We start from the raw sequence: 22758 nt of genomic DNA, 5'->3' as shown, positions 1-22758 counted from the left end.
CAACCCACAGCGTAAGCAACCGCTGGTTCGTCCGCAGCCGCGACGCACCGACGCACCCGGTGTACGCTGACCGAGCCACCCCTCGGGCCGTTGCAACCACGCCGCTCGAGGCGCGCCTCGGCCGACCAAGTCAGCGAGTCGCGGTCAGCGCTGCGACGTCGAAGCTGGTTGACCCGACGGCGAACCGAGCCGGCACAGCCAGTCGGACCTGACACAGCCGGCGGAAGCACCGGATCACCGTCTCCCGGGCAAAATGCTCAACACTCCAGTTTGGCTTAAATATCTATCTGATTATACTATAACTCCGTGAAGGTCGACACTCGGCTTGCCTGGCCCTATGACGGCAGACAATCGGTCACCGACTTCGCCGAGGCGGCCCGAGAGGGCGAAGCGCGCGGCTACCCCACGCCAAAATCGGCATCACTAACCGGCCAGAACCCAGTCCACACGCCCTCCATCAAGCCCCATGCAAAAACCTGGTTAGTGAAAGGCGAATGAGACAAATATATTGTGATTTTGCATGGCCGTGTGGCAAAGTGGGCCGTGCGTTGCTGCCCGGTCATCGATCTGCTGCGAAAGGATGATCGCATGGACCCTATTCCTGATTACGATGCCAGCGACGAGCTGGAATACGGCTTTCAGGCGTTCGCATGGCTACTAAGGGGCGTCTATCCTCCCCCCGCATATCCGCCGGAGCTTGGATAGCCCGCGTCACCAACTGACCCGCTGCAGCCGCGGCTGAATCATGGCCGCAATCCGCAAACCTCGCAGACTGGACTCGGCAGCCTGTAAGCGGCTCTGGCCCAAGGTGTTACGCATCGGTGTGGTTCGCTTTTGCTGCTTTCGGCCTTCGTATGTGGTCGGCAGACATGTCAGCCGGTCTCCCGAGGACATGGATTGAAGTCGGCATGCGCCGCGGCCCAGGGCACCGCCAGAGCCCCACCTTCAAAGCCCGGTTGCGGTTAGCGGATGGTGGCGACCAGATCGCCAGACATCGCGCCCAGTTGTGACCCCCAACTCGACCAGCCGTTATCACCGCCGCCGCCGACCTCGAAGTGGCCGTTACGGCCGCCAACCTCCCGATAGTGCGAGTAGAAAACCACGTTGGTGCCCTGCGCGATGTCCGGATAGCCGATCATCGCTGCCGGGTCACTCGCGGTCCCGCTTTGCGGGCTGAAGACCCATAGCCGAGTGTTGTTGTCCACGAGCAAAGCGATGTGGTCGTTCGGCGAGTGCCACCTCCAGCGGCCCAGCTGGGGAAGGCCCCACATGTTGCGGATGTCCACACCGCCGTATCGCTGCAAACCATCGGTGATCGCGCCGTCCACCCCGGTCCGCTCAGGGGTGAGAAATCCTGACAGCGACCCGGCGTAGCGGAAGCGGTCAGGGTGGAACGCCGCGAGCGCCGCTGCAGCATACCCCCCTTGCGCAGCGCCGACGACCCCGTGACCGCCGGGGGCTAGGCCCTTGTTGGCGGCCAACCAGTCCGGCAGCTCGCGGGAAAGAAATGTGTCCCACTGCCTGCTGCCGTCCTGCTCCCAGTCGGTGTACATGCTGTAGGCACCGCCGGCCGGTGCCACGACCGAAATGCCCTTCCCTGCCAGGGTGTTCATCGCATTACCCGCTGTCACCCAGTTGCTGACGTCCGGAGCGGCATCAAACGCGTCCAACAGATAGACCGCGTGCGGCCCGCCCCCCAGGAAAGCCACCGGGATGTCGCGGCCCATCGCGGCCGACGGCACCATCAGGCTCTCGTAATTGGCTGCACCGGCCACGCCAAGGGCGCCGACCGGCGCAGTGACGCTTGACACCGCGACCGCCAACAGCACGCCCAGCAGCCTCGACAGACTCCTCACATCGCACTCCTCTACGGATCGACCATGCCAGCGACCAGTCCCGCCCGCGGCCCATCCCCGCAGGCAGTGAACCACATTCCATCGGCTTGGACGAGGCATTCCAGCCATCTTGTCGATAAATGTTTAGCGCATTGGGGGTGCACGCTGACCGCAACCGCAAGCCCCAAGCCGGCCGCGATCTCCTCGAACACTTGTTAGATACACCGACGGGTTAGATACACCGACGGGCTGCCAGCCACCACCCCACCCCTCCGGCTGCGACGGCCCGGAAGCCCGGCTGCCCCAAGTCGAGAACCCCCTCCGGGTTACATCTCAGCCTTCTCAATGCTGGTCAACGACCGGCCTCAACACCTTGTCCGCGATGTCGCGCGTCAGAACGATGAGCTCCTCCGCCGGCTCGGTAGGCAACATCCGATCGACCGCAATCCCAGGACCCCTTGATGGCCCTTCTCGGCCCGCCCTAGAACAGATACCTGGCGATGACGTCGGCCACCGCCGCCGGTTTCGGTGACCCGTCGATCTCGACCGTGTGCCGCACGGTCAAATTGACCGTGTCCTGGCCGACCCTGGTGGCATCGGCCAACTCCGAGCGCACGCGGATGCGGCTGCCTGCAGTTACCGGCGCTAAGAACCGCACGCGATTCAATCCGTAGTTGATGCCCATCTTGGCGTTCTGCACAACGTAGTTGTCCTTGCTCATCCCCGGGATGAGTGACAGTGTCAGAAAACCATGCGCAATTGTTGTTCCGTACGGACTCTCCGCGGCAGCGCGGTCCACATCGACGTGGATCCACTGGTGGTCTTCGGTGACATCGGCAAATTTGTCGATGCGCGCTTGATCGATAGGTCTCCAATGACTGACGCCAAGCTCCTGACCGATCGCCGCAATCGCGTCGTCGATGGATCTGATCACCTTCATCGAGTTCTCCTCAGTATCGTTGTGGTCCCGTGGCCGACGGTCCCGTTGCGGCCTATTCCGTTATCTGTATAACGGTATAGACTGGCGGGTGATCGGCCGGGCTACCTTTCCGGCGCCAGCACCCCATCGGAGGATCATGCCTGCAACGACCTCACGCGCCGTGATTGTGGCCGCAGCCCGCACCGCTATCGGCACAGCCCGCAAGGGCACACTGGCCAACATAGAGGCCGCCGAACTGGCCAAGCCCGTGGTCTCCGCGACAATCGAGCGCTCAGGTCTTGCCCCTGAGGACTTCGACGATTTGATTCTGGCCGAGGTCATGCAGGGCGGCGGGGATATCGCCCGATACGTCGCGGTGGATCTCGGACTCACTCAGCTGCCCGGAATGGCGCTCAACCGCCAATGTGCATCCAGCCTGACCGCGATCGCGGTGGGCGCGGGACAGATTGCGGCGGGGATGAGCCGCGCCCTGCTCGCCGGTGGCACGGAATCACTCTCGACGGCCCCGATCGCCCGCAAGCGCAAGCCGTTCACCACCGGCAAGGAGCCCGGCGACTATGCCGACCCCTGGTTCTCCTACTCGCACCCGCCAACAACCGATGCACCGGCTCTCGACATGTCGATTACGGTCGCGCACAACTGCGCCGTACGGTTCGGCATCTCGCGAAGGGCCCAGGACGAGTGGGCATTACGTAGCCACCAGCGCGCGATCAAGGCAATTGACGCCGGGTCCTTCGCCGATGAGATCGTACCGATCACGGTGCCACAGCCCGATGGCGGAATGAAAACTTTCGCCGAAGACGAGCATCCCCGCCGCGACACGACGATGGAAGTCCTGGCCGGGCTCAAAGTGCTACACCCCGAGATCGACGGGTTCACAGTGACAGCCGGAAACTCCTCAGGTATCAACGACGCCGCGGCCGCGGTGGCACTCGCCGCGCCCGATACCCATGCAGAGCCGATGGCACGGGTGCTGTCGTGGGCGTCGGTCGGCGTCCCACCCAACCAGACTGGGACTGGCCCGATCAAGGCGATCCCCAAGGCGCTGCAGTTGGCGGGCCGCAAGATTGAGGACGTGGCCCTGTTTGAGATCAACGAGGCATTTGCCGCCCAGGCGGTGGCTTGCTCCCGCGAACTGGGCCTCGATGAGGAGATCGTCAACGTTTATGGCTCGGGCATCAGCCTGGGTCATCCGATCGCTGCAACCGGCGCGCGAATGGTCACGTCCGCGATCTACGAATTGCGCCGCCGCGGTGGTGGACTGGGCGTGCTGTCGATGTGCGCAGGCGGTGGGATGGGCGCGGCGCTTGTGATCGAGGTGGACTGACATGACGCAAATGCTTGCTGAGGCACTGTTTCGGGTCGACGGAGATCGCGCGGTGTTGCTGGGCTCGCGCCGGCGGGCCAGCGGAGTCGTGAAGTTCCCCGCCGAGCGCCCGGAACTGTTCGACAGTACCGAGGACATCGAACCGGTCGAATTGTCCACGGAAGGAACGTTATTCACGTTTACGACTCAGGAGTTTCCTCCCCCGCTGCCCTACAAGGGAAAACGCGCACCTGACCAGTTTCGCCCCTACGTTGTCGGCTACATCGAACTCCCTGAGGGTTTGCTTGTCGAGGCGCTCGTTGTCGGCGCCGACGCGGGCGACTTGCAACTCGGTCAACCGATGGTCTCTACCACCACCGTTTTCGAAACAGCCGATGGAAACTCGTTTCTAACCTACGCGTTCACTCCAGCCAAGAGCGCGTGAGGACCCCGCAAGTATCGCTTGGAGGTAACGCATGAAGGTTCGGGTTGACAACAGCAAGTGCATGGGACACGCGCAATGCTATGCAGTAGATCCCAAACTGTTCCCGATCGATGAGGCTGGCTACTCGATTCTGCAGCCCCATGAGGTAAAGCCCGAAGATGAGCAAGTCGTCCGCGAAGGTGTGGCGGCATGCCCCGAGCAAGCGCTGATCCTCGAAGAGGGCAGCTGACAAACTCTGCACCAATGTGGAACCTGACAAAAGCGACCTTCATTGCTGCCACAGCTGTTTTGGTGGCCGTGGGTCCGGCCGTGCCCCCAGCTGAAGCCGATCCCGGCGACAATCCGTGCGGGAAAACAATAATTCCGATCTGCTCGCTGCTCCCGATCATGCCCGACCTGGACCATGACGTCGACCTGACAGTGGATCCGCACGGCCTTGACGATGACGCGGGTAATGACACGGGGCCGTCGGTCGGTAAAGGTAACGGGTAGCGACACATTACGGAGTTTGCCGCTATACGTCGATCCCCTTTTGCGCAGACGTCGCTACGACCGCAATTCAGCACGCTTCCCAGCACAGTGGCAGGCTAGTCAGCGAGAACGTGTTCGCGGGGTATTTGATTTTGGGGGTGAACCCCGGTTCCACTTCGAATTCGGGAATGCGGCGCAACCATTCGTTGACGACGAGATTGAGTTCCATGCACGCCAGGTGCGAGCCGAGGCAGCGGTGCGGACCGCCACCGAAGCCCCAGTGCCGGTGCACCTTCCCATCCATCACGAGGTTGTTGGTCGATACCGGGTCACTGCCATCACGGTTGATCGCGCCAAGGCAGAGCCGCACCGGCGTGCCTTCCGGCAGCATGGCGCCGCCGACGGTTATCGGTTGCGTGGTGACCCGCGGCACTACCGGCGCCGGGGGTTCGAGCCGGACGATTTCCTCGACGAACACCGGCACCTGTTCGGGATGCCGGAGCAGCGTGATCCGCAGTTTCGGATCACGCGCCAAGGCCGATAACGCGAAGCCGATTGCCGCGGTCACGGTGTCCAGCCCCGCCAACACAAACAAATAGCTCAACCCGATAGCCTCGGCGTCATCCAGCGGTTCGTGACCGCTGAGCACCTGCGACAAGATGTCGGGCCCGGGATTCGCCCGTCGCTCATTGATGGCGTTGCTGAGGTAGGTGAACAGCTCGACCGCTGGGGTGAGATCATGACCCTCAAGGGTCACACCGTCGGCGAGGTCGATGACGGCGTCCTTCCACTTCACTAGCTGATCCCGGTCAGCCAGCGGCAGCCCGTAGAACGTCAGGAAAACCTGCGAGGGGTACGGAATGGCGAGCTCAGACACGACCTCGCACTGACCTCGGGCAGCGATGTCGTCGATCATGGCAACGGCCTGCCGTTGCAGCGACGGCAGCATCGCACTCAAATTGTGCGGGCTAAAGAACGGCTGCAGGATCTTGCGAAAGCCGGTGTGCTCCGGTGGGTCGAACGCGATGGGCACCAGCGGTAGTGGGCTGCCGAGGGCATCGAACGCCTTCTTCGAGGAGTAGACCTCGGGAGTTCGCAGCGCATGCAGGACATCCTCGCGGCGCGTCAGGTGGTACCAACCGTTCATCAACACAACGGGGCCAATCGCTCGCAGCGCGTCCCAGCCCTCCTTGCGATCCATAGCCATCGGCAATGAGTCGTAGTCCACTTGCGGCACGCCATACGTGTCGGTTCCGGAATGGTGCACGGACGTCATATGAACTCGTCTCATGGTCGAGCCAGCGTACGGCTCTTGGCTCGCGCTATGCAGGAACAAGGTTTTGAATTGACTGCGCTGCCCGAGCCGTCGCCCTCCTTGCGATTGAATGCTGCCCGATTTCTCTAATTATTTATCTAGTTACTATCATCCGGGTCTTGTCCGCGCAAGCCTTTCTGGCTGCGTTAGCCACACCGGTCGCTGACGAACTTGACGGCAACGCGAACTCACAACGGCGACTGCTGGTCGCTTAGACCCCGCTGGGGCCACAGGGCGCCTGCACCAGCGTTCAACGCTATGGCCTCGTGAAAGCCCCGGTGGCCAGGGGCGGGATCGAACCGCCGACCTTCCGCTTTTCAGGCGGACGCTCATGCCGACTGAGCTACCTGGCCGGAAGACAGCGTGTGTCTCGCCGCGCTGGCGACCCTGACGGGACTCGAACCCGCGACCTCCGCCGTGACAGGGCGGCGCGCTAACCAACTGCGCCACAGGGCCGTGTTTTGTTGTCTGCTCCGCGTTGCCGCGTCGCGGTACCCCCTACGGGATTCGAACCCGCGTTACCGCCTTGAAAGGGCGGCGTCCTAGGCCGTCTAGACGAAGGGGGCCAGAACCGAATCTCTCCGGGGTACTCGCAACGTGGTTTCGTTGGGAGCCACGCCAGCTTAGGTTACCGCCGACCTAATCCTCAAACGAGCTGCACCCGCGAACGCAGTATCCTGTGGCTGCCGCCCCTATAGCTCAGTTGGTAGAGCTACGGACTTTTAATCCGCAGGTCCCAGGTTCGAGTCCTGGTGGGGGCACAGTGACGCGATGACCTCGGTCGATGGTGACCGGCGCTCCGCCGGGATTGACGCCAACCCACGCTTTGGGTATCCCCGGCCCATGAATGGAATGTCACGGCGTGCCGTGGGCCGGCTGTTCGCCGGCCTCAGCGTGATGACTGCCGCCGGACTCGCGGCCGGCTGCACCTCAAAACCCGCGACATCGCCGACCACCCCCGCGGCCCCACCACCATCCGGGCCGGGCGTGGGCTTCGTGCTGTCTCACGAGCAATTCACCACCGCTCAGCTGCTGGACCAGGCGCAGGCCGCCGAGCACGCCGGGTTCCGCTATTTGTGGGCCAGCGATCACATCCAGCCATGGCAGGACAACGAGGGGCATGCGATGTTCCCCTGGATCACGCTGGCACTGGTGGGCCAACGGACCGACCATGTCTCCTTCGGCACGGACGTCACCTGCCCGATCTTGCGCTATCACCCCACGACTGTCGCGCACGCTTTCGCCTCGCTTGCGCTGCTTTACCCTGGGCGGGTCTTCCTCGGGGTCGGCACCGGCGAGCGGCTCAACGAGCAGGCCGCCACCACCCAGTTCGGCAGCTACCGCGAACGCCACGACCGACTGATCGAAGCCATCCAACTTATCCGGCAACTGTGGAGCGGGGAGCGAATTTCGTTTCAGGGACGCTATTTTCAGACTAACCAGCTGAAAATCTACGACGTGCCGAAGTCGCCGCCACCGATCCTTGTCGCAGCCGGCGGGCCGAAGAGCGCACAGCTGGCGGGCCGGTACGGCGACGGGTGGATCACCCAAGCCGAGAGCGTCAAAGACCCGAAACTCGTCGCCGCCTTCAACCAGGGAGCGCGCGCGTCCGGCCGTGACCCCGCCAAACTGGGCAAACGCGCCGAGATGTTCGCCGTCGTCGGGGACCAGAACGACATCAACCACGCCGCCGAGCTGTGGCGGTTCACCGGCGGCGCCGTCGACCAGCCGAACCCTGTCGACATTCAGCAAGCGGCAGGGCGCAATTCGCTTGACAAGGTGATCAAGGGCTGGACGACCGGCACCGATCCGGCTACCCACATCAAAGCGGTGCAGGCTGTACTCGACGCCGGCGCGACGCCGTTCATGCACTTCCCCCAGCGTGATCCGGCCACAGCGATCGAGTTCTACCGGACCAAAGTGCTGCCAGAGCTGCGCTGAACGCTAATGCAACACCGCGCTGAGGTAGGTCACGTCGGCAAAGGCCGCCGCCACGTCATCGTCGGGATAGACGAAGCCGTTGTCGGCGTGCAATTGCGCGACGGGACGGTGGGAAACTTGCCAGCCGCGCCGACCCAGGTACTCGATGATGTGGCCGCGTTCGCCGTGGTAGACCAGCTCGTTGAAGTCGACGACGTCGAATCCCAACTCAGCCATCCGCTCGTGATGCGCGCGCCACCGCTCGTCGGCGAAAATCGCGGTGTCCGGAACGAATTCCAGCGCCAGTCGGCTGCCAGGCGCGCTCAACGCGGTGACGCGGTCGAACAAGGCATCCTGGGCCTCCGACGGCAGGTAGACCACTAATCCCTCGGCGCTCCACGCCGCGGGCGCCCCAGGATCGAATCCGGCCTGGCGAAGCGCCGCCGGCCAGTCGTCGCGCAAGTCGACCGCAACGGTTCGGCGCTCGGCTTTCGGCTCCGCGCCGAGCTGTTGCAGGGTGGAGGTCTTGAACTCGACAACGTCGGGCAGGTCGACCTCGTAGACGACGGTGCCGGCCGGCCACGGCAACCTGAAGGCCCGCGCGTCCAGGCCCGCGGCGAGAATGACCGCCTGGCGAATACCGGGTTGCACGGCATCGAGAAAGTACCGGTCGTAGAACCGGGTTCGCACCGCCATACCCCGGGCCATCCGGTCCGGGTCGAAATCGGAACCCTCCCCGACCGGTATCTTGCCGTCCACCAGCCGGGTGTAAACATCGATGCCGACCGCGCGCACCAACGGAGCGGCAAACGGGTCGTCGATCAACCTTCTCTCGGAGGCCAGCGCCCGTTGCGCGGCAACCATCGTCGCCGTCGCTCCCACGCTCGTCGCGAGATCCCAGCTGTCGCTTTCGGTGCGCACCATCTCGACCTCATCCCGACCGTCCAGCAATATAGTTAGGCTATTTACTACCACATCCACCGGTTCGCCGCGCAGGCGGGGTTGACATGATCCGGCGGCCTTTAACTATTATTTGCGTATGCATGCAGGTAACCAGGATTCGCGGTTACCGGAGGACCAGGTGGGTCTGGTCGTCGAAGTGTTTCGGATGTTGGCCGACGCTACCCGGGTACGGGTGCTGTGGTCGCTTGCTGATCGCGAGATGTCGGTCAACGAGCTCGCCGAGCACGTCGGCAAACCCGCACCGTCGGTGTCCCAGCACTTGGCAAAGCTCCGGATGGCGCGCCTGGTGCGTACCCGCCGGGCCGGGACGACGATCTTCTACAGCCTGGAAAACGAGCACGTGCGTCAGCTCGTCGTCGACGCCGTCTTCAACGCCGAGCATGCCGGCCCGGGGGTGCCGCGGCATCATCGCAGCGATGCCGGGCTGCAGGTGATTTCCGAAACGACAGCACAGCAAGGGAGATGAGCACGATGCCCCACCATGACCACAGTCACGAGGCGCCGCATTCGCACGAGCACCAGCACGGCGACGTCGCTCACACCCACATGCACACCACGCACGAACACGACCACGTCGAGCACGAACACCCCCACACCCACGACGACGGCATCGAGCACACCCACCACCACGTGCACCAGTCAGGGCTCGAGGAAGCGCACAACCACGCCCACAGCTGAACGTCAGACGTTGGGGCAGTAGTGCTTTGGGTTGCCACGTTCGTCAAGTGGCGGCAGATTGCGCGCGGGAGTGTGTACTAGCGGGGCATCGGCCGGGATGCGGCCTCTGGCCCGGTCCCAGCCCGCCCGGGCCCGAGGATGCTTCCGGTAGCGCCGGGGCACGCATGCGAACACGAGACGCACCAGATCGCCGAAGCGCCGGTGTAGCCACTCGTCGCGGCGCGACCACGTATAGCCCATCAGCTCGCGCACCGGCTGATCGTAGAGTCCGACCGTCAACCAAACGAAAAATGGAGCCAATAGCTTTCGCTGCGCAGCCCACAGCCAATCGGGAATCCATTGCGCGAACGGCGGTTTCGGTAGCCTTGTCAGGTTGAGAACCTGGCGGGCGGCCCAGTTGTTCTCCAGCACTTCCCGGCACATGCGGTCCCAATAAGCCTGGAATTCCTCCCAGGTCTTTGGCACCGGGCGCATGCTCATGCCATACATTCGGTACCACTGGACGTGCTCGTCAAACAGCTGGCGTTTCTGAGCCTCAGTGAGGCCGCCGCAAAACCGCTCGGCCACAATCAAAGTGCCGACGAAGAACGTGGCATGCGCCCAATAGAAGACGTCGGGGTTCAGCGCGTGATAGCGGCGGCCCTGGCTGTCGACGCCTTTGATGTCGACGTGGTAATCGCGCACCTCTGCCCCGGTCAACGGGGCGCGGTCACCGTCGAAAACCACGCCCCCGATGGGATACAGCGAACGCAACAGCCGCGGCCAGCGTTCCCGGAAGAACGTCGAGTGTTGTTCGACCGCAGCCCCTAGCTGCGGGTGCATGTTTTGCATGGACCCGGCCCACGGCCCTTGCAGCAGGCCGCGCCAGTCACCGAAGTACCGCCAGGTCAGCGACTCCGGGCCGAGCGGGCTCGGCGGAGCGTCGTATCCCGGCCCCGACACCGGACACCCGCCGGCCATCCCGCTTACGCTGGTCAGCGTCGACGGTGCCGACGTATCTTGATTCACTGTGACGTTTCCTGTCGCGATCAGCGATTCTGACTACATGCGTTGTCGGTTGGCACCCTAGGAGAGATGTGCCTGCGGGTCAACGACGGGGCCGCTGGTCCGGGATGCCCCTGGAAGATCGTCAGGCGCTGCGCCGCGACCGGCTCATTGCCGCTGGAGTGCAATTGCTGGGTGACGAACGGGGCCCGGCGGTGACCGTTCGCGCAGTGTGCCGCAAAGCCGGCCTGACCGAACGCTATTTCTACGAAAGCTTCGCCGACCGCGACGAATTCGTGCGGGCGGTGTACGACGACGTCTGCACGCGGGCGATGTCGACCTTGATGTCGGCGACGACGCCGCGGGAGGCCGTCGAGCGGTTCGTCGCGTTGATGGTCGACGATCCGGTGCGTGGCCGGGTGCTGTTGCTGGCGCCGGGCGTGGAACCGGTGCTGACCCGCTCCGGGGCGGAATGGATGCCCAGCTTCATCGAGTTGCTGCAGCGCAAGCTCACCCGCATCAACGATCCGGTGCTGCAGAACATGGTCGCCACCAGCCTGATCGGCGGGCTGACCGCACTGTTTACCGCCTACCTGGACGGACGATTGGCAGCCACCCGCAGCCAGTTCATCGACTACTGCGTCGACATGCTGCTCAGCAGGGCCGCCGCCCCCCTGGCGGTACCCGTGCGCCACCAGACCCGCCAAACTTGATGCTACTGGCGTACACAGATATATTGACTGCAACCATCAGGCACAGATAACTGGAGGGTCCATGCCGTCAGAGCTGACCGACCTACAGCTGTTGCACGAACTCGAGCCGGTCGTCGAGAAGAACTTGAACCGGCACCTCTCCATGCACAAGGACTGGAACCCGCACGACTACATCCCGTGGTCGGACGGCAAGAACTTCTACGCGCTCGGCGGCCAAGACTGGTCCCCGGAGCAGTCGAAGCTCTCCGATGTCGCTCAGGTGGCGATGGTGCAAAACCTGGTCACCGAGGACAACCTGCCGTCCTATCACCGCGAGATCGCAATGAACTTCGGCATGGACGGCCCCTGGGGGCAATGGGTCAACCGCTGGACCGCCGAGGAAAACCGCCATGGAATCTCGCTGCGTGACTATCTTGTGGTGACCCGGGCGGTCGACCCGGTCGAATTGGAGAAACTACGCATCGAGGTGGTGAACAGGGGCTTCAGCCCGGGCCAGAACCATCAGGGTGAGTATTTCGCCGAGCGTCTCACCGACTCGATCATCTACGTGACTTTCCAGGAGCTGGCCACCCGGGTTTCGCACCGCAACACCGGCAAGGCGTGCAACGAGACCATCGCCGACCAGCTGATGGCCAGGATCTCGGCCGACGAGAACCTGCACATGATCTTCTACCGCGACGTCAGCGAGGCCGCCTTCGACATCGCCCCCAATGTGGCGATGTGGTCGCTGCACCGGGTGCTGCGTCATTTCAAGATGCCGGGCTTCCTGGTGCCCGAGTTCCGCCGCAAGGCCGTGATTATTGCCGTCGGCGGTGTGTACGACGTGCGCATCCACCTCGAGGATGTGGTGAAACCGGTGCTAAAGAAATGGCGCATCTTCGAACGCGACGACTTCACCGGCGAAGCCGCCTGGATGCAAGAAGACCTCGCGCTGCTGATGGACGAGCTGGAAAAGGAGTGCGAGAAGTTCGAGGCGTCCAAGCAGCGCTACCTCGAGCGCCAGGCCCGCAGGCAGGAGAAGATCACCGCCGAGCGGGTGCTCAACACCGCGGGGACGCTTCGGATGAGTCGGCGGTAGCCGACGTTGCGGATCGGTCCGATCACGCTCGCCAGCCCGGTGGTGCTGGCCCCGATGGCGGGCGTGACGAATGTGGCGTTTCGCACGCTGTGTCGCGAGCTGGAGCAAGCCAAGGTCGGGACAGTCAGCGGGCTTTACGTCTGTGAGATGGTGACCGCACGCGCGCTGGTCGAGCGCCATCCGGCCACCATGCACATGACGACGTTCTCTCCCGAAGAGTCACCCCGGTCGCTGCAGCTCTACACCGTCGACCCGGCCACCACCTACCAGGCCGTGAAGATGGTCGCCGACGAGGACCTGGCCGACCACATCGATATGAACTTCGGCTGCCCGGTGCCCAAGGTCACCCGGCGCGGGGGCGGGGCGGCGCTGCCGTACAAGCGGCGGCTGTTCGGCCAGATCGTGGCCGCGGCTGTGCGCGGCGCCGAGGGCACCGGCATACCGGTGACGGTCAAGTTCCGCATCGGCATCGACGACGACCATCACACCCACCTCGATGCCGGGCGCATCGCCGAGAGCGAAGGCGCCGCCGCAGTCGCCCTGCACGCCCGTACCGCCGCCCAGCGCTACTCCGGCGCCGCGGACTGGGAGCAGATCGCCCGGCTCAAGGAGCAGGTGCGCACGATCCCGGTGCTCGGCAACGGCGACATCTTCGACGCCAGCGACGCGCTGACCATGATGGCCGCCACCGGGTGTGACGGCGTGGTCATCGGGCGCGGCTGCCTGGGCCGGCCATGGCTATTCGCAGAGCTGTCGGCGGCTTTCACCGGCCGCCCCGCCCCCACCCCGCCCATGCTGGGTGAGGTCGCCGACATCATCCGCCGGCATGGCGCGCTGCTGGCCGCGCATTTCGGCGAAGACAAGGGGATGCGTGATCTGCGCAAGCACATCGCCTGGTACCTGCATGGATTTCCGGCGGGCTCGGAGTTACGGCGGGCGTTGGCGCTGGTCAAAACCCTCGACGAGCTCGACGTTTTGCTGGGACGACTCGACGCCGATGTGCCGTTCCCGCCCGCGGCTGCCGGGCCGCGGGGCCGGCAGGGATCGCCCGCCCGAGTGGCGCTGCCCGACGGGTGGTTGAGCGATCGTGACGACTGCACCGTGCCCGCGGGTGCCGACATCATGCACTCGGGCGGCTGACCCGGGGCTACCGCCTCGACGTCGCGTTCGAGCGCCTGGCTTACTACGATGTGGAACTTGTTGCAGCACGCGCAGGCGGCGAACCCGCTCGGCGCGCACCGGCGCGGCTGCCACAACCACAGCGCGACCTTACGAAACGGCGCGGTTCGGCAGTGCTGTCAGCATCGGCGCTGCCTGGACGCATGTGCCCACGACTGGGTAGCTCACCAGAGTTCGGAGGCCGGTAGGACATGAGTGACGGCGACTACGGCGCCACTCCCGACCCTCCGCGGAGCCCAGCTGCCGACGACGCCAGCCTCACCCGGACCCGGTCCCCGGCGCCACGCCCGCCGTGGGAGCGCTTCTCTCCCCTTTCGTCACCGCCGGACCATGCGGTCGGTGAGCGCCCGGTGCCCGGGACACGGCAATGGTCCGCGCCGCTGCCGGTACACGAGAGCGCAGACCACGCCGGGGACGCCGAGCCGACGGGCTGCCACACCGACGGCGGCTTAACGGTCGCCGAGCTGATCGCCAGGCTCGGTGGGGTGCCCGCGCAGCGGCCCCGCCATCATCACGCGGCACCGGAGACCGAGCCACCCGTCGACGCCCCCGCGTGGCCCCTGCAAACGGACGACGACCACGACCTTGCCCCGACCTATGCCGATGAACTTCCCGACCTCGGGCCCGTGCGCAGCGCGGCGCCGCGCGGGCGCGCCGCAGAATCCGAACCCGAGCAGACCGCGGTGCTACCCGAAGCGACGAGCAGGGTGCCGCCCCGGCGGATCGGCGCCCCAGCGACCGCCGAAGATGCGGACACCCGACCACAGCGCGGTCGCCGCCCGATGCTGCTCGCCGCACGCTGCATCGCAGCGTTGATGGCCGTTTCGGCGCTGGCCCTGACCGGCGGAGCGTGGCAGTGGAGCGCCTCGAAGAACAACCGGCTCAACAATGTCAGTGCCCTGGACCCGCATTCGCGCGACGTCGTCGACCCCAATGCGCAGCACGGTGACGAGAACTTCTTGATCGTCGGTGTCGACTCGCGCGCCGGGGCGAACAGTCAGATGGGGGCCGGCAACACCGAGGATGCCGGCGGCGCCCGCTCGGACACGGTCATGTTGGTCAACATTCCGGCGAGCCGCAAACGGGTGGTCGCGGTGTCGTTTCCGCGCGACCTGGCCATTACCCCGACCCGCTGCGAGGCCTGGAATCCCGACACCGGTGCCTACGGTCCGCTCTACGACGACAAGACCCGTACCTGGGGACCCGACATGGTGTACACCGAGACGAAACTGAACTCGGCGTACGCGTTCGGCGGCCCGAAGTGCCTGGTCAAGGTCATCCAGAAGCTGTCCGGGTTGTCGATCAACCGTTTCATCGCCATCGACTTCGCCGGGTTCGCCAAGATGGTCGACGCGCTCGGTGGTGTCGAGGTGTGCAGCAAGACCCCGCTGAAAGACTACGAATTGGGCACGGTACTCGCGCATGCCGGACGGCAAGTCGTCGACGGGCAAACCGCACTGAACTACGTACGCGCCCGCCAGGTCACCACCGAGGACAACGGCGACTATGGGCGCATCAAGCGCCAGCAGCTGTTCTTGTCGTCGCTGCTGCGTTCGCTGATTTCCAACGAGACCTTCTTTTCGCTGAGCAGGCTCAACAATGTGGTCAACATGTTCATCAGCGAAAGTTACGTCGATAACGTCAAGACCAAGGACCTGGTCGATCTCGGCCAGTCGGTGCAGGGCCTCACCGCCGGCCACATCACGTTCGTGACCGTGCCGACGACCGGCGAAACCGACGAGAACGGCAACGAGCCGCCGCGCACCGCCGACATGCGCGCGCTCTTCGACGCCATCATCAATGACGACCCGCTGCCGAAAGAAAACGACCAGAACGCCACGTCGACCCCGACCACCCGATCCACCACCAGCACCGCGCCGCAGCCAAGCCCCGCCACCGAGGTCCGGGCCGAGCGGGTCCAGGCTGTCACCGCCACCCCACAAGAAGTCACTGTGCAGGTATCCAACTCCACCGGCAAGACCGGGCTCGCCGCCACCGCCACCAACGAGCTCCGGCACTACGGTTTCCAGGTGATGGCGCCCGACGACTACCCGGCTTCGCTGAAAGGCACCACGGTGTTCTTCTCGCCGGGTAACGAGCAAGCGGCCGCCACGGTGGCAGCGACACTGCCCAATTCAAAGGTCGAGCGCATCACCGGAATCGGGCAGGTCGTGCAGGTGGTGCTCGGCCCCGATTTCCGCGCCGTGTCAGCTCCGCCGCCCGGGGGCTCGTCGGTCAGTGTCGAAATCGATCGTGGTGCTGGCAACCCACCGACCAAACTCCCGGACGACTTGACGGTGACCAACGCCGCCGACACCAGCTGCAAATAACCACAGGCAAATTCGCGCAGAGCGGAACCCGGGAAGTGGGCATTCACCGCCAATTCATGTCTTCCTTAACCCCGGTTGCGGCGTCAAGAACGTACGCTTGACACATGCGGACCGCTTACCATGAACAGCTCGCGGCATTGTCGGAGCAGCTCGGCGAAATGTGCGGGCTGGCCGGAGTTGCCATGGAACGCGCAACGCAGGCGCTGCTGCAGGCCGACCTGGTCATGGCCGAGCAGGTGATTTCCGACCACGAGAAGATTGCCGCGCTCAGCGCGCGCGCCGAGGAAAGCGCGTTCGTGTTACTGGCGTTGCAGGCACCGGTCGCCGGCGACCTGCGGGCGATTGTCAGCGCCATCCAGATCGTCGCCGATATCGACCGAATGGGGGCGCTGGCGCTGCACGTCGCCAAGATCGCACGGCGGCGTCATCCCCAGCACGCGCTTCCGGAGGAAGTCAACGGCTACTTCGCTGAAATGGGAAGGGTCGCAGTCGAATTGGGTAACAGTGCCCAGGAGGTGTTGTTGTCCCGAGACCCGGAGAAGGCCGCGCGTATCCGCGAAGAAGACGACGCGATGGACGATCTGCATCGGCACCTGTTTACGGTGCTGATGGACCGCGAATGGAAGCACGGGGTGGCCGCCGCCGTGGACGTCACCCTGCTGGGCCGGTTCTATGAACGGTTTGCCGACCATGCCGTGGAGGTCGCCCGACGGGTCATCTTCCAGGCAACCGGGAAGTTTCCCGAAGGAAAGTTCTCCGACAACGACACCCTGTCGGCTTCGGGCTAACGGTTCGGCTAGCCGAAGCGGCCGGAGATGTAGTCCTCGGTCGCTTTTTGGGTGGGGTTGGAGAAGATCTTCTCGGTGTCGTCGATCTCCACCAGTCGGCCCGGCTTTCCGACGGACTCGAGGTTGAAAAACGCCGTTTGATCGCTTACCCGTGCGGCCTGCTGCATGTTGTGGGTGACGATCACGATCGTGTAGTCCTGCTTCAATTCGGCGATCAGGTCTTCGATCGCCATCGTCGAGATCGGGTCCAGCGACGAGCACGGCTCGTCCATGAGCAGCACATCGGGCTGCACCGCGATGGCCCGCGCGATGCACAACCGTTGCTGCTGACCGCCGGACAACCCTCCGCCGGGCTTGTCCAACCGGTCCTTGACCTCGTCCCAGAGGTTCGCACCCCGCAGCGAATATTCGGCGGTTTCGTCGAGCACCTTGCGGTTGCGTACGCCCTGCAGCCTAAGCCCGGCGACGACGTTGTCGCGAATCGACATGGTAGGGAAGGGATTCGGACGCTGGAACACCATCCCGATGGCGCGGCGCACACCGACGGGATCGACACCGGGAGCATAGATGTCGTCGTCGTCGAGCAAGACAGTGCCCTCAACCCGCGCGCCGGGAATGACCTCGTGCATCCGATTCAATGTCCGCAATACGGTCGTCTTGCCGCAGCCTGAGGGACCGATGAACGCCGTGACGCTGCGCGGCAGAATCGACAACGACACGTCGGCGACCGCTTGGAACGACCCGTAGTAGATATTGACCTCTTTGAGATCCAACCGTTTGGCCACCGGAACTCCTACAACTTCTCAGGCGCAAACATTTTCGCGACCATCCTCGCCCCCACGTTAATCACGGCGATCAGCACGATCAGCGTCAACGCGGCGCCCCACAGCCGGTCGGTGGGAACTGGGTTAGCGCCCGCGCCCGCTGATGTCTGGTCGTACATCATGCCGGGCAGCGATCCCATGAACCCGCTGAACAAGTTGAAGTTCATGGCCTGCGAATAGCCGACCAGGATCAGCAGCGGAGCCGTCTCACCCATCACCCTAGCCAACGCCAGCATAATCCCGGTGACGATGCCCGACAGACCCGTCGGAATCACAATTCTGGCAACGGTTTTCCACTTCGGCACACCCAACGCGTAGCTGGCCTCGCGCAAATCCACCGGGACGATGCGCAACATCTCCTCGGTCGCCCGCACAATCACCGGGATCATCAACAGCACCAATGCCAACGACACCGCAAACCCGGAGCGGGGAAACCCAAAAGTGACCACGAAGAGCGTGTAGATAAACAGCGCCGCCACGATCGAAGGAACTCCGGTGAGGATGTCCACCGTGAACGTAGTCAGCTTGCCCAATCGGCTGCCGCCACCGTATTCCACCAGGTAGACGGCAACGAAGACGCCAACCGGGATGGAAATGACCGCGCAGGCCAACCCCTGCAAGATGGTGCCGATGATCGCGTGATATGCGCCACCGCCGGTGACGAACGCGGTCAGGCCGGCCTGCGAATGCGTCCACCACACGCTGGAGGTGATGGCGTGGAAGCCCTTGACCGCCACCGAGCACAACACCCACAGCAGCGGTACCAGGGCGATCGTCATCGACAGCGTCACCAACGCGGTCGCAATGTTGTCTGCGACGCGTCGACGCAGACTGACCGCGGCGAATGTCCGCGCCTTGACGGGGCGGTCCAGCATCGATGTCATCGGCACCTGCCTGCGGCAACCACGGACCGCGCCACGGCGTTGACCACGAACGTGACCAGGAACAGCACCAGCCCCGCCGCGATGTAGGCGCCGGCCTTCAACTCGTCATTGAATTCCGATGCGGTAGCCGCAATTTTGGTGGCGAAGGTGTATCCCCCATCGAACAGCGACCAGCCGAACGCCGATTGCGTGCCGCGCAGGATGATGAGCAACGCCACGGTCTCACCCAGCGCACGGCCCAGCCCCAGCATCGCGCCGCTGATGTAGCCGGAACGGCCGAATGGCAGCACAGTGGTTTTGACGACCTCCCATCGGGTGGCGCCCAACGCCAGCGCGGCTTCGATCTGCCCTTGCGGGGTTTGCACGAAGACCTCTCGGGTGACCGCGGTGATGATCGGCAGGATCATCACCGCGAGCACGATCCCGCCGGTGAAGATCGTGCCCCCGCCTGCCACCGACGCGTTGCCCGTAGCGAACAGGAAGCACCGGCCCGCGTGCTCGTTGAGCCAGGTGGCGATCGGCCGCAATTGCGGTGCCAGCACGTACAGGCCCCAGACGCCGTAGATGATCGACGGCACCGCGGCCAGCAGGTCGACCAGATAGGCCAGCGGCCCTGCGGCCCGTCGCGGCGCGTACTGGCTGAGAAAGATGGCGATGCCCAAGGCGACGGGCATCGCCAGGATCAGCGCGAACAGCGACACGAACACCGTCACCTGCAGCAGATCGCGAATGCCGAAGTGCATCGCGGACGTGTCGGTGGTGAGCCAGTTGCCGCCGTAGGTGAAGAAGTTCTCTTGGTCGCGCGCCAGCGCCGGGATGGCGCGCCACAGCAGGAATACCCCGATGGCGCCGACGACGATGACGATCAGGACACCGGAGCCCTCGGAGAGCCCGCGAAATAACCGGTCGCCCAGGTGCGGCTTGCCGCCGACCCACGGGCTGGTGGGGGCGGGCGGCGGTGCTGGCATACCCGCAGCGACGATTTCGCCCGAACCCGCACCGGCTGGATTGGGCGTGGTCACGGTGGTCCCATCGCTCCCGTCACTTTCGCCTCTGGCATCCATCTTCACCGCAGACACTGCGACTGACCGGGCAATCACGACGATTACTGGATCGCGTTGATCGCGGCGACCAGGCGCTGCTTGAACTTATCGGGCAGCGGCACGTAGCCGGCCGCCGACAACCCATTCTGTCCGTCGTTGGCGGCCATCGTCAGAAACGACTTGACCGCGGCCGAGGTGGCGCGGTCATAGCCCTTGGAGCACACGATCTCATAGGTGGCCAGCACCAACGGGTAGGCACCGGGCTCCTTGGTGGCGTACAGCGCGTTCAGGTTCAGCAGCAGGTCGTTGCCCCGGCCCTCGAACCTCACATCGTCGAGCGCGTTACGGGCCGCCTCGTCGGTGAGCTTGACGGCTCCGCTGCCGGTGTCGATTTGGGCGACCGGCGCACCGGCCTGGTCGGCGAAGCCTTTCTCGACATAGCCGATGGCACCGGGCGTGGTCTGCACGGCCTGGACGACACCGGCCGACTTTTGCGCGCCCTCGCCGACACCGCCCTGAAATTCGGTGCCGACTCCCTTCGTCCAGCTCTCCGGTGCGGCAGCGGTCAGGTACTTCTGGAAGTTGTCGGTTGTGCCCGAGGAGTCCGAGCGGTAGACGGGCGTGATCTTGGTTTCCGGCAGCGCCGCACCGCGGTTGAGCGCCACAATCGCCGGATCGTTCCAGCTGGTGATCAACCCGCTGAAAACCTTGCCCAACATGTCGGCGTTGACCACCAGGGAGTTGACGCCGGGCACGTTGTAGATCAACGCGACCGGCCCGAACACCAACGGCATGTCCCACGCCGGATTTCCGTTGCAGCGCTTGGCCGCTGGCGCGATCTGGCCGGCGGCCAGCGGCGAGTCCGATCCGGCGAAGTCGACATGACCGGCGATGAACTGTTCCCGGCCGGCGCCCGAGCCGGTCGGGTTGTAGGCCAGGCTTTTGCCTGGGCATGACTGGCCCCAGGCTCGGTTGAACAACGCGATCGCGTTCTGCTGGGCGGTCGAGCCCTCGGCGGTAAGTTCATTTTTGCCGCCACAATCGACGGCTGGCTTGCCGGACGAACCTTTGCCCGAGGGCGCGTTGTTGTCGGTGCCGCAGCCGGTCAGTGTCAGGGCCGCGATCGCCGTCGCGGACACCACGATGTCCAGTGCCCTGCGGACCATGTCGAGCTTCACCTGGCCTTGCTCTCCTGGCGTCGCTTGGTGATCCCGGTATCAGCTCGCCAGCCACCCGGAAGGTATGCGCCGGCGATGGCCACGATCCCCATGGGAGGTAAACACAAGGTGAACGACCGCCGGGGTCGTTGGGCGGTCAGCCGGGAGCGGCTGCATAGGCGGTGTCGATGCTGTGCAGCGTGAAACCCAGACTTTGATAGGTGCGCACGGCAGCGACGTTGTCCGACTCGACGTAGAGCATCACCGTGGGTTCGGCGGCATCCTCGAGCCGGCGGGCCAATGACGCGACGCCGATCGCGGTCAGCAGGCGCCCGACTCCACGTCGGTGCGCAGCAGGATCGACGCCGACAACGTAAACCTCGCCCAGGCCGGGACGCTCGGGGTGCACCTTGGTCCAGTGGAAGCCGAGCAGTCTGTCGGTCGCGGTGTCGAACGCCAAGAACAACCCGTGCGGGTCGAACCACGGTTCGGCGCGGCGCTCAGCGAGGTGGACTGCCGTCCAGCCGCCTTGTTCGGGGTGGTCGGCGAATGCGGCGTTGTTGACCCGCAGCAGCTCGGCGTCGTCGGTCGGGCCTGCGTAGGTGCGGATTTGCAGCCCCTCGGGGATCGCCGGCTCCGGCACGTCGCGCAGCGGGCGGCGCATTTGCCACAGTTCACGCACCGCCACCAGCCCCAGCGCCGAGGCCGTCGCGCGCGCAGGTTGCAGCGTGCCGTGAGCCCAAAAGCGGCTTCGCCCATCGGTTTTGGCCAGTGCAGCGCGTGCCATCGCGGTCCCGATACCGCGGCGGCGGGCTCGTGGGTGGACCACTAACTCCGCCATCGGGGCTCCCCGGTCGTGGGCCGACGCGAGGTTGAGATAGCCGACGATCGATCTGCCGCCGGCAACCAAGAGGTGCTCGGTGCGCTGGTGCGCCAGCTCGCGCAGAACCTGCTCGCCGACCGGTGCTACTCCATCGAAATCGGTTGCAGCAACTATGATTTCCCGCACCTGACGCTGCTCGTCGTCGGACAGCGCCGAGCGCCAGCCACCTGACGTCACTGACTGCGCAGCGGGTCGGCCAGTGGACCTTGCACACCGCCCTGGTCTGGCTCGATGTCGTCGGTGCTGTGCGGTTCGGGGTTTGACGCGCGCCCTCGCGCCGGCCGCACCGCCTTATATCCCACGTTGCGGACGGTGCCGATCAGTGCCTCATGTTCAGGGCCGAGTTTGGCGCGCAGTCGCCGCACGTGCACATCGACGGTGCGGGTGCCACCGAAAAAGTCATATCCCCACACCTCATGCAGCAGCTGGGCCCTGGTAAAAACCCGGCCGGCGTGCTGCGCCAGGTACTTCAGCAGCTCGAATTCCTTATACGTGAGGTCGAGTGGGCGGCCGCGCAGCCGCGCGGTGTACGTTCCCTCGTCGATCACCAGCTCGCCGAGCGTGACCTTGCCGGCGGTCTCTTGGTCGGCCAAGCCGCCGCGCCGACCGACAACCAGCCGCAGCCGCGCATCGATCTCGGCCGGCCCGGTGCTGGGCAACAAGATCTCGTCGAGCCCCCATTCGGGGCTGACCGCCACCAGACCGCCTTCGCTCACCACCGCCACCAGCGGGACCGATCTACCGGTCGAGGCGAGCAGACGACACAGGCTGCGCGCCGCGGGCAGGTCGTTGCGCGCGTCAACGATCACGACGTCGGCGGTTCCTGCCTCGAGCAGCGACGACACGTCAGCCGGCGCCGTCCGCACCGTGTGGGCGAGCAGCGACAACGATGGCAGGACCCCGTCGGCGTGCGGGTCCGCGGTCAGAAGCAGCAGGTCCAAAACCCCTCCAGCGCCGTGGCGAGGCCTCATGTGGGAAAGGCCTCTCCCAGACTGATGGCGACATATGTAATTAGCGGCCAG

The 22758-nt window shown here is 64.8% G+C and carries 24 protein-coding genes, 4 tRNA genes and 2 pseudogenes; 15 read left to right on the top strand and 15 right to left on the bottom strand.

All coding sequences use genetic code 11. The annotated features are described in order from the left end of the window. Nucleotides 1-306: 306 nt before the first annotated feature. A complete protein-coding gene (locus MHEC_RS03190; protein WP_142358641.1) occupies nucleotides 307-498 on the top strand; it encodes a hypothetical protein in 192 nt (63 codons plus the stop codon). 90 nt (nucleotides 499-588) lie between these two features. Further along, nucleotides 589-705 (top strand): annotated as a pseudogene (locus tag MHEC_RS23905) (CAP domain-containing protein); the annotation flags it as partial. A 257-nt stretch (nucleotides 706-962) separates the two neighbouring features. Here the strand turns inward: MHEC_RS23905 and MHEC_RS03185 are convergent. From MHEC_RS03185 to MHEC_RS03180, 3 genes and pseudogenes are all read right to left on the bottom strand, one after another. After that, nucleotides 963-1856 carry an alpha/beta hydrolase-fold protein gene (locus MHEC_RS03185; protein ID WP_048889755.1) on the bottom strand — a complete coding sequence of 298 codons (894 nt, stop codon included), beginning with the start codon at nucleotides 1854-1856 and terminating at the stop codon, nucleotides 963-965. A 137-nt stretch (nucleotides 1857-1993) separates the two neighbouring features. Further along, nucleotides 1994-2282, bottom strand: a pseudogene (locus MHEC_RS24935) (acyl-CoA dehydrogenase family protein); the annotation flags it as partial. 34 nt (nucleotides 2283-2316) lie between these two features. Further along, a complete protein-coding gene (locus MHEC_RS03180) occupies nucleotides 2317-2775 on the bottom strand; it encodes a MaoC family dehydratase (protein ID WP_048889754.1) in 459 nt (152 codons plus the stop codon). 136 nt (nucleotides 2776-2911) lie between these two features. Here MHEC_RS03180 and MHEC_RS03175 point away from each other — a divergent pair, with 136 nt between their 5' ends. The 4 genes from MHEC_RS03175 (at nucleotide 2912) to MHEC_RS03160 (ending at nucleotide 5018) form a co-directional block, all read left to right on the top strand. Then, nucleotides 2912-4102 (top strand): thiolase family protein, encoded by a 1191-nt coding sequence (locus tag MHEC_RS03175; protein ID WP_048889753.1) that lies wholly within the window; start codon nucleotides 2912-2914, stop codon nucleotides 4100-4102. A 1-nt stretch (nucleotide 4103) separates the two neighbouring features. Further along, nucleotides 4104-4526, top strand: a complete 423-nt coding sequence (locus MHEC_RS03170) for a Zn-ribbon domain-containing OB-fold protein (protein WP_048889752.1) — start codon at nucleotides 4104-4106, stop codon at nucleotides 4524-4526. A 31-nt stretch (nucleotides 4527-4557) separates the two neighbouring features. Further along, entirely contained in the window at nucleotides 4558-4755 is a 198-nt protein-coding gene (locus MHEC_RS03165) for a ferredoxin (protein ID WP_048889751.1), read from the top strand. Nucleotides 4756-4817: 62 nt separating this feature from the next. After that, entirely contained in the window at nucleotides 4818-5018 is a 201-nt protein-coding gene (locus tag MHEC_RS03160; RefSeq protein ID WP_236591467.1) for a hypothetical protein, read from the top strand. A gap of 67 nt (nucleotides 5019-5085) precedes the next feature. Here the strand turns inward: MHEC_RS03160 and MHEC_RS03155 are convergent, their stop codons facing one another. From MHEC_RS03155 to MHEC_RS03140, 4 genes are all read right to left on the bottom strand, one after another. Then, nucleotides 5086-6273: a cytochrome P450 gene (locus tag MHEC_RS03155; RefSeq protein WP_048889749.1), complete on the bottom strand. Its 1188-nt coding sequence runs from the start codon at nucleotides 6271-6273 to the stop codon at nucleotides 5086-5088. Nucleotides 6274-6591: 318 nt separating this feature from the next. Continuing rightward, nucleotides 6592-6665, bottom strand: a tRNA-Phe gene (locus MHEC_RS03150). A 26-nt stretch (nucleotides 6666-6691) separates the two neighbouring features. Further along, nucleotides 6692-6768, bottom strand: a tRNA-Asp gene (locus MHEC_RS03145). A 36-nt stretch (nucleotides 6769-6804) separates the two neighbouring features. Continuing rightward, nucleotides 6805-6878 (bottom strand) — tRNA-Glu (locus tag MHEC_RS03140). A gap of 122 nt (nucleotides 6879-7000) precedes the next feature. Between MHEC_RS03140 and MHEC_RS03135 the strand changes: the two genes are divergently transcribed. Both MHEC_RS03135 and MHEC_RS03130 read left to right on the top strand, forming a co-directional pair. Further along, nucleotides 7001-7073 (top strand) — tRNA-Lys (locus MHEC_RS03135). A gap of 82 nt (nucleotides 7074-7155) precedes the next feature. Further along, nucleotides 7156-8253 carry a F420-dependent hydroxymycolic acid dehydrogenase gene (locus MHEC_RS03130; RefSeq protein ID WP_048889900.1) on the top strand — a complete coding sequence of 366 codons (1098 nt, stop codon included), beginning with the start codon at nucleotides 7156-7158 and terminating at the stop codon, nucleotides 8251-8253. Nucleotides 8254-8256: 3 nt separating this feature from the next. Here the strand turns inward: MHEC_RS03130 and MHEC_RS03125 are convergent, their stop codons facing one another. Continuing rightward, nucleotides 8257-9156, bottom strand: coding sequence for a class I SAM-dependent methyltransferase (locus MHEC_RS03125; protein WP_048889899.1), 900 nt, complete (start codon nucleotides 9154-9156; stop codon nucleotides 8257-8259). A 115-nt stretch (nucleotides 9157-9271) separates the two neighbouring features. Here MHEC_RS03125 and MHEC_RS03120 point away from each other — a divergent pair, with 115 nt between their 5' ends. Together MHEC_RS03120 and MHEC_RS03115 are read left to right on the top strand one after the other, a co-directional pair. Beyond that, on the top strand, nucleotides 9272-9661 hold the full coding sequence (locus MHEC_RS03120; RefSeq protein WP_048889748.1) for an ArsR/SmtB family transcription factor: 390 nt from the start codon (nucleotides 9272-9274) through the stop codon (nucleotides 9659-9661). Beyond that, nucleotides 9658-9873, top strand: a complete 216-nt coding sequence (locus tag MHEC_RS03115; RefSeq protein WP_172442109.1) for a zinc transporter Slc39a7 — start codon at nucleotides 9658-9660, stop codon at nucleotides 9871-9873. Before MHEC_RS03120 ends, MHEC_RS03115 begins: the two co-directional genes overlap by 4 nt. 3 nt (nucleotides 9874-9876) lie before the next feature. On the opposite strand, the gene MHEC_RS03110 is transcribed toward MHEC_RS03115, so the two are convergent. Further along, entirely contained in the window at nucleotides 9877-10881 is a 1005-nt protein-coding gene (locus tag MHEC_RS03110; RefSeq protein ID WP_048889747.1) for an oxygenase MpaB family protein, read from the bottom strand. A gap of 68 nt (nucleotides 10882-10949) precedes the next feature. On the opposite strand from MHEC_RS03110, the gene MHEC_RS03105 reads away from it, so the two are divergent. The 5 genes from MHEC_RS03105 to phoU all read left to right on the top strand — a co-directional run bounded on the left by MHEC_RS03105 (nucleotide 10950) and on the right by phoU (nucleotide 16945). Beyond that, nucleotides 10950-11570 carry a TetR/AcrR family transcriptional regulator gene (locus MHEC_RS03105; RefSeq protein ID WP_048889746.1) on the top strand — a complete coding sequence of 207 codons (621 nt, stop codon included), beginning with the start codon at nucleotides 10950-10952 and terminating at the stop codon, nucleotides 11568-11570. 61 nt (nucleotides 11571-11631) lie between these two features. Continuing rightward, complete coding sequence (locus tag MHEC_RS03100; protein WP_003923007.1) at nucleotides 11632-12648, top strand: acyl-ACP desaturase; 1017 nt, start codon at nucleotides 11632-11634, stop codon at nucleotides 12646-12648. Nucleotides 12649-12654: 6 nt separating this feature from the next. Then, a complete protein-coding gene (gene dusB, locus MHEC_RS03095; protein ID WP_048889745.1) occupies nucleotides 12655-13788 on the top strand; it encodes a tRNA dihydrouridine synthase DusB in 1134 nt (377 codons plus the stop codon). 230 nt (nucleotides 13789-14018) lie between these two features. After that, nucleotides 14019-16157, top strand: a complete 2139-nt coding sequence (locus tag MHEC_RS03090; protein WP_048889744.1) for an LCP family glycopolymer transferase — start codon at nucleotides 14019-14021, stop codon at nucleotides 16155-16157. 104 nt (nucleotides 16158-16261) lie between these two features. Next, complete coding sequence (gene phoU, locus MHEC_RS03085; protein WP_048889743.1) at nucleotides 16262-16945, top strand: phosphate signaling complex protein PhoU; 684 nt, start codon at nucleotides 16262-16264, stop codon at nucleotides 16943-16945. A gap of 8 nt (nucleotides 16946-16953) precedes the next feature. Here the strand turns inward: phoU and pstB are convergent, their stop codons facing one another. The 6 genes from pstB to MHEC_RS03055 form a co-directional block, all read right to left on the bottom strand. Beyond that, nucleotides 16954-17730, bottom strand: coding sequence for a phosphate ABC transporter ATP-binding protein PstB (gene pstB / locus MHEC_RS03080; protein WP_048889742.1), 777 nt, complete (start codon nucleotides 17728-17730; stop codon nucleotides 16954-16956). Between the two features lie 8 nt (nucleotides 17731-17738). Beyond that, a complete protein-coding gene (pstA, locus tag MHEC_RS03075) occupies nucleotides 17739-18653 on the bottom strand; it encodes a phosphate ABC transporter permease PstA (RefSeq protein ID WP_048889897.1) in 915 nt (304 codons plus the stop codon). Further along, the gene (gene pstC, locus MHEC_RS03070) at nucleotides 18650-19717 is read right to left on the bottom strand and encodes a phosphate ABC transporter permease subunit PstC (protein WP_048889896.1); all 1068 of its coding nucleotides are present in this window, start codon (nucleotides 19715-19717) and stop codon (nucleotides 18650-18652) included. Before pstC ends, pstA begins: the two co-directional genes overlap by 4 nt. A gap of 41 nt (nucleotides 19718-19758) precedes the next feature. Next, nucleotides 19759-20874: a phosphate ABC transporter substrate-binding protein PstS gene (pstS, locus tag MHEC_RS03065; protein WP_048889741.1), complete on the bottom strand. Its 1116-nt coding sequence runs from the start codon at nucleotides 20872-20874 to the stop codon at nucleotides 19759-19761. A 136-nt stretch (nucleotides 20875-21010) separates the two neighbouring features. Continuing rightward, the gene (gene mshD, locus MHEC_RS03060; RefSeq protein ID WP_048889740.1) at nucleotides 21011-21913 is read right to left on the bottom strand and encodes a mycothiol synthase; all 903 of its coding nucleotides are present in this window, start codon (nucleotides 21911-21913) and stop codon (nucleotides 21011-21013) included. Next, on the bottom strand, nucleotides 21910-22707 hold the full coding sequence (locus MHEC_RS03055) for a winged helix-turn-helix transcriptional regulator (protein WP_099868912.1): 798 nt from the start codon (nucleotides 22705-22707) through the stop codon (nucleotides 21910-21912). Before MHEC_RS03055 ends, mshD begins: the two co-directional genes overlap by 4 nt. Nucleotides 22708-22758: the final 51 nt, after the last annotated feature.

This window comes from Mycobacterium heckeshornense (assembly GCF_016592155.1).
Lineage (GTDB): Bacteria > Actinomycetota > Actinomycetes > Mycobacteriales > Mycobacteriaceae > Mycobacterium > Mycobacterium heckeshornense.
The sequence above is the reverse complement of the archived record's forward strand: the minus strand, read 5'-3'. Positions and strand labels throughout refer to the sequence as shown.